This is a genomic window from Rhodopirellula maiorica SM1, from assembly GCF_000346295.1.
Taxonomy (GTDB): Bacteria; Planctomycetota; Planctomycetia; order Pirellulales; family Pirellulaceae; genus Novipirellula; species Novipirellula maiorica.
The window spans coordinates 1-9,667 of the sequence record NZ_ANOG01000021.1 but is presented as its reverse complement, the minus strand read 5'-3'; the positions used below and the strand labels follow the sequence as shown (position 1 = coordinate 9,667).

Genomic DNA, 9,667 nt, shown 5'->3' with positions numbered 1-9,667 from the left:
CCTTAGTCATCATGTCGTAGGTTGCTTCGACGCGTTCCCAGCGCAGATCGCGGTCCATCGCATAGAAGCGTCCGATCACGGTCGCGATATGACCGACGCCTTTTTCCTTCATCGCCGCTTCGATTTTTTCAACGTACGCCTTGCCTCCGGTCGGCGAGGTGTCACGTCCATCGGTGATCGCGTGGACGGCAAATTTTTCGGAATCAAGCCCCGAGCGACGTACGAGTTCAACAATCGCGATCGCGTGATCCAAATCGCTGTGCACGCGTCCGTCGGACATCAAGCCGAGCAGATGCAGTGTGCCGCCGGTTTTCTTGACGTGCTCGATCGATTCGAGCAGCACTTCGTTGCTGAAAAAGGATTCGTCACGAATCGCACGGGTGATTCGCATCACCTCTTGGTCCACAATTCGGCCCGCACCGATATTTTGGTGCCCCACTTCGCTGTTGCCCATCACGCCAGCGGGTAGCCCGACGTCTTCGCCCGAGGTGTGGATCAGGACGTTGGGATATTTGGCCATCAATTCATCGGCCACCGGAGTCTTTGCCAGTTTGACGGCGTTGGCATGGTCCCACTCGGGGTACGGGTTTTCTCCCCATCCGTCGCGGACGATCAAAACAACAGGTTTTCGGCGAACTTTGGTCAAGGCTCTCTCGCTTATTCAGAATGGTGGATTTTGATAGACGCATTTTTGATAGACGCGTGTTTGGGGCACGCGGGGCGAATCCCTCTCGTTTTAGCCAACCCGAACGAAATTCGGAACCTCGTGTCCGCTTCGAAGTTCTCGCGAGGTCGGTTAATCTACCGCTGCAGTCATGGCGGTAACTCTAAAAAGGGTACGCCGAACTCACTTGCTACCCCCACTCGCCACCCCGCACCCGTTACCCATTGCCCCTTGATCCTGTATGAGTCTTTTGCGTTTTGACGCATCCCGAGCTTTTTCTGCCGATTTTGGACACGACGAGACGCTGTACGGGAAATTTTTAGCGGAGGCCGATTCGCTCCGCCCCGCAATCCAGGAAATGCCGTTTTTTCGGCTGCCTGCCCAACAATTGGCGGATTATGCAGCGATTCGCGAGGAATCCGAAGTCGGCCGCATCTTCAAAATTGCCAACTCGATTCCCGACAAAATGGATGCCGTCGTCGTGTTGGGGTCCGAGGCTGCCACGGCTGGCCCGATCGCGCTACGAGACGCCTGCTGTGACCCTTACCACAACGAGCTGTGCCGAGCCGGTCGCGGAAGTCGTCCGCGGATGTATTTTGTTGGCAATCATCTGGACAGCGATTCGATCGGGGCATTGCTCAATCGGCTTCGCAGCGGCGGCTACGGCGAAACCGCTCCGGAGACTCGCTGGGCATTGATCGTGATCGACCCCAGCGGTGAAACTCGCGAAACATCGGTCGTTCTGCCGCATTTCATCAAGGCACTCAAAGCGTCGCTGGCACGGTCGCCAGACGAATCCTTGGGCGATTACCTGATTCCGATCACGGGCGAATCAGGACCGCTTCGTCAATTTGCTCTGGCCAACCGATGCCGTGAAATTTACGACCATCCGACTCCGATCGCCGAATCCCACAGCATTTTTACCGCCGCCGGTTTGATGCCAGCCGCGTTGTTGGCACTCGATTGCATGAAGCTGCTCGAAGGAGCCGTGGCGATGAACGAGCACTTTCGAACCGCGGATCCCAACGAGAATTGGGTGATGCAGTACGTCGCGGCCAGCCGAGGATCGATCCCCACGTCGCGGATCATTTGCTTGTGGACCGAAGCCCTGGCCTCGGTAGCTCGCTGGTATACCCAAATCGTAGACGAACCGCTTGCCAGCACGGTCATTTCTCACCCCAGCGGACTGCTTCGCCAACTGGAATCGTCCGAATCGTTGCCCGCTGCCCCCATGTGCCCCGAACAGCGTCCCGTGATCCATCATTGGTCGACCGCCAAGTGGCGAATGGACCCGCTGCGGTCATCGAAATTCACGCATGACGGGGATTCCGAGGACGCGGCCCGTGACCAAACGCTCGCGACCATCCCTGAATTATTGGCCGACATGATCGACACCTCCTGCGAAACGGTCCATCGCCGAGGTTACCGGACGACCAACTTCGACTTGCCCCATATCGACACATTCACACTGGGACAGCTGTTTCAAATGTTGATGATCTCGACCGCGATCGAAACCGGTTGTAGGAAAATTGCCGCGTCTGACGTATAACTTGCCATCCCTTGATTCCTCGTTCTCTGCACAAATCTATGTCTGCGATTGACCAACTTTTTACCCAGCTGCGAGCATCCAAGAAGAAGGCATTGATGCCGTTTATTACCGCCGGTGATCCTTCGATCGAAACCACCGAGGCGGTGCTCCGCAACCTCTCGGCCGCCGGAGCCGATTTGTGCGAAGTCGGTGTCCCCTATAGTGACCCGATCGCCGACGGGCCCGTGATCCAGGCATCCTACCAACGTGCCCTCGATCAAGGATTCCGTCTGCAGAGCGTTTTTGACATGGGAAAACGCGTGGCGAGTGACGTCACGATGCCTCGCGTCACGATGGTCAGCTATTCGATCATTCATCGCGTCGGTACCGAAGCGTATGTCAAAAGAGCCATCGAAGCGGGCTATGTCGGCGCTATTGTGCCCGATCTGTTGGTCGAAGAAGCCGAAGCGTTTTCAAAGGTCTGCGAGGACGCCGATTTCAATTTGATCCAACTTGTCACACCGACTACCCCCAAAGAACGACAAGTGCGAATCGCCAATTCGTCGTCCGGGTTCCTGTACTACGTCTCGGTTACCGGAATCACCGGCGAACGAACCAAGCTGCCGCCGGACCTGCAAGAGAGCGTCCAGTGGCTGCGGGGACAGACCGATCTGCCGATCTGTATCGGCTTCGGAATCAGCGGTCCTGAAACCGCTGCAACCTTGGCACCGGTCGCTGATGGATTGATCGTGGGATCGGCGATCGTACGCCGGATCGCCGAATCCAACGGAACCGAAGACGCCGTCAAAAAGGTCAGCGAGTTTGTCGGCGAGCTGCGAACGGCAATCGACGCCGCATAGGTCCCTTGGTGGTCCTTGGGCCGCGGGCTGTAAGCCGACGGCCATCTACTTTGATAGCGGCACGGCGCGAGCCGTCCGGTTGCGGCGAGTAAAACATTCGGTTTAGACCGGGCGAGGCCCCGCGCCGCACCGCTACAAATGCCACCCGTCGAGTGCCATCCTACTTTGGTAGTGGGACTCGCCAGTTTCGTAGTGGGACTCGCCAGAGTTCCCGGTGCTTCAACAGCAAACACAGGAATTCTGGCGAATTCTACTACACGGGGAATTCTGGCGTATTCCACTACACGGGGAATTCTGGCGAATTCCACTACTTGAACATCACCCAATGGGACGCCCAAGTAGATGGCATGGGGCCGAAAGGTACAGCCCAAAAGCGAACGGATCTTTCCGTGCAACCAGTACAGCCGTCACAAGCGGACGGGTTTCCCAGCCCGCACCGCTTTTCTAATCGGAAAAGTACCCGAAAACAGCCAAGTTTACTCAAGTGGTGTGCTACGTTTTTTTGGCCCACCACATACCATCGCTGTTACGAGAGTCTTTGCGACAGCTAGCCACTGTTGCAACCCAAAAGACTCTTCCAACCAAAACGGGACATCACTCCAATGACCAAAACCGTCACTGCCAATCCAGCGGAAGATAAGAACATCCTCACTCTTGATCGTCGCAACAAGCGGAATGAGCGACGCGGTGGCAACCCAAACGCGGTTGATACCAACGTGATGGCCAAGCCGCGACGCAAAACACAGCGTCGTCGCCACATCGATCCAACCACTTGCGAACGCGACTACAATCAAGAAGAAATCGAATTCATGCAAGCCATGGACGATTACAAGCGTTCGGCCGGACGCATGTTCCCTACTTGCAGTGAAGTCTTGGAAGTCATTCGCGCTCTTGGCTATGTCAAACTGAATGCCGATCAACGCGAAGAGCTGTGCATCGACGAACAGGGCAGCGATTACTGCGACACCGATTCGAGTCTCGAGGACGAAATCGAGAGCGAAATCGCCGACATGTAGTCCGCTAAGGATCGAGCTGGAAATCGGAGTTCTGAATCGTTTTGCGGTCCGGTGTCATGATCGCGGAACGATCAACAAAACTATCATAAACAACAGCCTGGATGGCACGCACGGTACAATCCGTGTGCTGCTTTCCAGGCTGTTTTCGGTTTCCCAAGGTCGCTCGTGCGTATCGCCGTCCAAATCATCGCCTACCTATGGGCGTCTCCCTACACGATCACCGGCATCGCAATCGGGCTGATCTTGAACGGACGATTCCAACGCGTCGACGGAGTGATCGAAATCCACGGCCCCCGAATCGCCTGGTTGCTCCGGCACATGATTGTGTGTGCGCAAGCATTGACGCTAGGACACGTCGTTTTTGGACAAAACGAATCGGCACTCGATTTCACCCGGCGACACGAACGAGTCCATGTACGTCAATACGAGCGTTGGGGGCCAATGTTTGTACCGCTGTACTTGCTGTTCTCGGCGATCCTTTTCCTGCGCGGCCGCGATGGCTATCGCGACAACCCGTTTGAGATCGAAGCCTACGAAGCCGAAGAAGCCGAGTGAAATTGCTAGCAATTCAGCTAAGAAATTGGCTTGGTTTGCAGTTGTCGTTGCGCGGGTATTTTTTGTAGGGTCGGCGACTGTCGAAGCAAATAATGCTTGTTTCGCTACGGAAGGATCCGTCGGAACAGACCGTAAATAGCTCAAGAACCCTCGCGAGGCCCCGATGCTCTCTCGCTCATCGAAATGGATTTCATTCTCACTGATCGCAACGGCGATTGGGGTTTCGGGATGTCGTTCGCAAATGCCTGCCGGGAACATCTTCAAAATCACTCAACACGACTCGGTCGATTTGCCTGAGGTGGAATCACCACGGCAACGATTGGCATCGACCAATCCACGTGCGGGATCCGATCTATCACGTTCAAATGTCGCTAGCAGCAACGACCAACAGACGAATCCTCACCGCGCTGCGGCCACACATCGCCAGACCGATCCATCGAATCCGAAATCGACCGCCAGTAGTCGACCACGCAGCACAGCGTCGGCTTACTCGCGAGCGAAACCCGAATCCAAATCGAGCCCCGACGAGACGCATGCGGTTGCCAAACGCACGCCATCCGAATCCTCGCCTGCGAGTCGTCCGCAACCGGACGATAAATCCAAATTGTCGGACGACGAGTTGATGGAGGCGTTCGCCAACACGACGCCTGAGGTGAAAGAGCAAGCGCTTCGCCAATTGGTCGCCGTCTTGTCTCGCAACGCCGACTCGACCGCACAACCAAGCGGGCTGGACAAAGCGATCCGCGAATCGCTGAAAACCGAACATGACCTGCTTGCGGTGAAGAACAAAAAGGCAAGCGAACCGGTGAACCGACTTGCCAGTCATTCGGCGGCGTCAAGCGAATCGGATCACGACTCCCCAGACAAGTCTGCAGTCGTAATCACTTACGAAAACGAAACCAAGCCAGAACCCAAAAGCGAAACCGCGGTCGCTCAATCGGCTTCGGACAGTTCCTCATCGACACCGGGCGGATTAGAAGAAGCGGTCGTCCAATCGATTTCGGATGTTGCTAACGCACCCGCGACCGACGAATCGGGATCGGTTAAACCGGTTTCCGCAACGGCTTCGAAGCAAGATCCACCGCAGGTCACCACGGCAGCAATGCAGTCACCAGCAACGGCCCCCACCACTGCAACGGTAGCAGCGCCGAACGTCGACGAAATCTCCGACCAACTGTTGTACGAGACGCTGCTAAAACGAGTCGCATCGGCCACGCCGGGTGAGTCCGAAGCCGAGAAAGCACGCCGGGTCATCACCGCCCGTCACTTGATGGTGTTAGCGGGCAATCCCGATAAAGCGGTCGAAAAAATCGAAGGGATGACCGACAAAGAACAAGAATACTTGCGTCACCAACTGCTAGGGTTGTGGACGATGGTCGACCCCGACGGACATCCGGTGCAAAGCCGCCGCTTCAGTTCGGCGCTACCACAATTACGCGAGGCCACCAAGTACTTGGCCGCCGCGACCGATTCGCTGGAAGTTCGTTCGCTGGCCTTCTGTACCGAAATCTTGGCATACGGCCAAATCAAACCGTTCAGTAGCAACCGTTTCCAATCAGGCCAGCAGGTCATTTTGTATTGTGAAGTCGAAAACTTCATCGCCCGCAAAATCGACAGTGGTTTTCAAACGCATCTGCAAGGCAGCTACGACATTCTGGATGCGGATAATCAAAAAGTCGCCAGCCAATTGCTGCCTGCCGATCAACAGACCTCCAGCAACTATCTGCGTGATTATTTCATCGCCTACCAGATGCATCTACCGAAGCAGCTACCGGCTGGAAACTATCGTTTGCAGTTAACAATGGAAGACGTCCAGGGCAAGAAGTACGGCCAAGCCAGCATCCCATTCGAAATCAGTCAGTAACCGATCGCGACATCGACTTGTTGAATTAGCCAGCAGCAGTGAGCCGTGGGCCGCAAGGCACCGGGCAATACGCGGCTCCCGGCCGCACAATATCTTTATCCTAAACATCTAATTCCAGGCCGATGCCGATAGGAATTCCAGCATTTTAGCCGGTGGTTTGAGCGTAGCGAACACCACCGAAAAACCCTGTGTCCCCCTTAAGCAGCCTGCAGAAATAATGGGCAATGCACCAGGCCGGAGGCCGTCACAACCTCTGCCGTTGGCGTGAGCCAACGGTACAGAAGTGCGACCTGTCGCTGTAAGGCCGGAGGCCGACACACTGTCGGCAAGTGTGTCGCCCTCCGGGCTATGTTTTCCTACATCCACTTACCGGTGGTTAACAACACCGGCAGCAAGTGTGTCGGCCTCCGGCCTTTATTCGGTGCTATCGCCACTCCGTGACCAGGCAAAACACGAGCCAGACCATCAAGAAGGTCTGGAACTTTCGATCTTTGCAAACGGACTTAGCTCAGCTGGCAGCGGATGGGTTGCAATGATCTGCACTCCCGTACATCCCATGAAACCCTGCATCTCCAACAGAGACTCCGCTTCCCGCTTGATCGCCTCAATGGCGTCATCGGTCCAAGGACCGGCGTGAACAATGAATGTATCGTTGCGTTCGTCCTCGTGGCATGAGAACATTTTGCCGACGCCACCGAGCGAGCTAAACGTTTCGTGACGATGAACGTACAAATCCGCTGATTCAAACGTGGCAACCGCTTGTTCGTAAGCCACATCAAGAGAAGCGTTTCCCGGCAATTCGACGGTGGGGTAGTTCACGGTTTTCACCTTTGCGAGTGCTTTGACTTTTTTCATGAGTGGTTTGATGTCGGCGAATTTCGCTTCGTCGCCAAGCAATTCGAATTGATCACCGTAGCCCGCTTCGGTGACGGCATCCTTCAGCCAAGCGTCGTCGTGGTTGGTTGCCAATAACAGGCTCGAACCATCCGGGTGATGCTCAACGGCAGTATAGATATCCATGAAGTCCTCCATGTCGATCTCGTTGGCGCGGTTCGCGTTCCAGGCAACCGGATAAATCAGAGTGCCTTCACTGTGTCTTGGATGTTGGAATGGATTGAACTTTTTATTCGGGGATGGATAAAAATCAGTGTACCATTTCGGTGCAAGTGATTGACAATATCTGGCAGTGATGGAGGCCTCTTCAACAAATGACGCGACTTTCAATTCAATGCATTTCGGTCTGCCCATACATTCGACAAGCACTTTCGCCGTTTTCTCAGCCAACTGCGAAGCAAATTGAAAGTCTTCAATGTTGGCGTACGACATTGTCGCCGCCCAGTCAGGAGTTTGCATTTCGTTGGTGCAACGGATCCTTCCAGAAGGCGTATCAGTGAAATCATTGGAAAACTTGCAATTGGTGGGCGTGACAATGAAATCGTCTTCCACGGACCAAAGTTTTGACACCTTCCCAAACATGCACTTCAGCATTTCGAACAATTCACTGTGACGCTGCCTAGGATGAGGATTAAGACGCAGTGAAAAGCCGCGATAAACTCTTTCGTGGATTGATTTGAGCGGAAGCTGAATTAAAAAAACGCCATGCCGCGGCCACACAATTGACACGGAGACTTCGAGTTTCCCTGGATGGCTTCGCACCAACGGAAGCAACGAAACAAAGTCCTTTAGTGCAAAAGGAATATGTAAAATCCGATCGATCATCATCCCTTTTTCACACTTTCATACATCTGGCCAAACTGGGGTGCATGGTGGGATTTGGACACGAAAAATCGGAGAGGCGTTGCTCTTTGTGAATTTGGCCTTTTTCAGCTTATCCCGCTTAGTGACATGATCACGGATGGCCGCTTCCGTCTTCGCAAGCTCAACATCCTCTAATTTGGCAAGACTATAGGTTAAGAACGTAAACATACATTGACCTTTCGCTAATAATTTGGACCACCGGGCGACCAATCGAGCCACGGCGATCTAGACCATATCAGATCCCAGTTTTGCGCTGGAGTCACAAGACAATTGAACGCGAGACGGGCGGCCTGCGTTAGGCTGCTAAAACGCTGGTATTGACGACGGAATTGGGAGTAAGTTTTCTGCCGGCCGATACTGCAGTAACTTCTCTACCGACGAAGTTGGTGGAGAGGTGGCAGAGAAATTGCGAAACCAAAAATCACGACAACAACAACGTGTTCGCTACCTACACGTCAAGTACCCAAGTCGATGGCATTGCCCTAACAATTAAATCTGTAAAGATTCGCGAGAGAAGAGACTCGGATCCCATGATCCACGTCCCGCTGACGCAGGTGCATCCGAGTGCAGCTAGCGAATTGTTTCTCGTGATCGAACTCTCGTAGGGCGTCGTCTACTTTCGATTCTTAATCCTAATCTTACTCTTAATCCTAATCTTCTTGGGGTGGCGCAGCCCTAACCCGATTGCGATCACGGGATTAAGATTAAGAGTAGGATTAAGATTAAGAGTTGCCTGTGGAAGCAGCGGCGTCATCTATTCGCCTAAGTCGATCGTGTCCATGACTTGATAACTCGGGCCTTGTTTCTCAAGGAAGCTGGCGATCAATTCGACGGTGTCGACGTTCATCTGTCCGAGCCTCATCTCGGTGTGGGCTTTGACACGCTCGAGCACATCGCCGCTGGCACGACGCGAGCCTCCTTTGGTTCGTCCCAGGGTCAGATGGGGAACGTAATCGCGAGGCTCCGGCTTGAAGCCGATCTCGGCAAGCTCGGTTTCAAGACGTGCAACCATTTGGCTGAGTGAATTGGTGGGATCATCGATATGGACGCACAACACGCGAGGGCGATCGAGGTTCGGGAAGCCACCGGCGCCGGCAAAATCGAGATCAAAGGGTTCGAAGTCTTGAGTGACATTGCGGATGATCTTGCAGACCTGCGGGACTTCGACATTGTCGACTTCGCCGAGAAACTTCAGCGTCAGATGCAAATTGTCTTTGGGGACCCAGCGAATGCCGTCGCCAGGAACCGACAACGCCTCGATCAAGCGAGACGCGTTGCGTCCGACTTGTAGCGACAACGGAATGGCGATAAAGGAGCGTATCGTTTGCATGAGTCAAACCGCGATTGCAATCAACGTGAAGGGAGTGGGGATAGGTGTACGGGGATCGGATGCGTGAGTTTCGGATCGTTCGGCTGACGTGA

The 9,667-nt window shown here is 54.4% G+C and carries 7 protein-coding genes and 1 pseudogene; 5 read left to right on the top strand and 3 right to left on the bottom strand.

The genetic code is table 11. The features are described from left to right. A pseudogene (locus tag RMSM_RS00785) lies at positions 1-646 on the bottom strand (2,3-bisphosphoglycerate-independent phosphoglycerate mutase); the annotation flags it as partial. A 259-nt stretch (positions 647-905) separates the two neighbouring features. Here RMSM_RS00785 and RMSM_RS00780 point away from each other — a divergent pair. From RMSM_RS00780 to RMSM_RS00760, 5 genes are all read left to right on the top strand, one after another. Beyond that, a complete protein-coding gene (locus tag RMSM_RS00780) occupies positions 906-2,213 on the top strand; it encodes a glucose-6-phosphate isomerase (protein WP_008690102.1) in 1,308 nt (435 codons plus the stop codon). A gap of 38 nt (positions 2,214-2,251) precedes the next feature. Further along, the gene (gene trpA / locus RMSM_RS00775) at positions 2,252-3,052 is read left to right on the top strand and encodes a tryptophan synthase subunit alpha (protein ID WP_008690100.1); all 801 of its coding nucleotides are present in this window, start codon (positions 2,252-2,254) and stop codon (positions 3,050-3,052) included. A 602-nt stretch (positions 3,053-3,654) separates the two neighbouring features. Continuing rightward, on the top strand, positions 3,655-4,068 hold the full coding sequence (locus RMSM_RS00770) for a hypothetical protein (RefSeq protein ID WP_008690098.1): 414 nt from the start codon (positions 3,655-3,657) through the stop codon (positions 4,066-4,068). 165 nt (positions 4,069-4,233) lie between these two features. Then, on the top strand, positions 4,234-4,623 hold the full coding sequence (locus tag RMSM_RS00765; RefSeq protein WP_008690097.1) for a hypothetical protein: 390 nt from the start codon (positions 4,234-4,236) through the stop codon (positions 4,621-4,623). Positions 4,624-4,786: 163 nt separating this feature from the next. After that, positions 4,787-6,487, top strand: a complete 1,701-nt coding sequence (locus RMSM_RS00760; RefSeq protein WP_008690095.1) for a hypothetical protein — start codon at positions 4,787-4,789, stop codon at positions 6,485-6,487. 465 nt (positions 6,488-6,952) lie between these two features. Here RMSM_RS00760 and RMSM_RS00755 read toward each other — a convergent pair whose 3' ends face one another. Both RMSM_RS00755 and thpR read right to left on the bottom strand, forming a co-directional pair. Beyond that, positions 6,953-7,840 (bottom strand): hypothetical protein, encoded by an 888-nt coding sequence (locus tag RMSM_RS00755; RefSeq protein ID WP_144057263.1) that lies wholly within the window; start codon positions 7,838-7,840, stop codon positions 6,953-6,955. Between the two features lie 1,159 nt (positions 7,841-8,999). Next, the gene (gene thpR / locus RMSM_RS00740; RefSeq protein ID WP_008690092.1) at positions 9,000-9,575 is read right to left on the bottom strand and encodes an RNA 2',3'-cyclic phosphodiesterase; all 576 of its coding nucleotides are present in this window, start codon (positions 9,573-9,575) and stop codon (positions 9,000-9,002) included. Positions 9,576-9,667 lie beyond the last annotated feature (92 nt).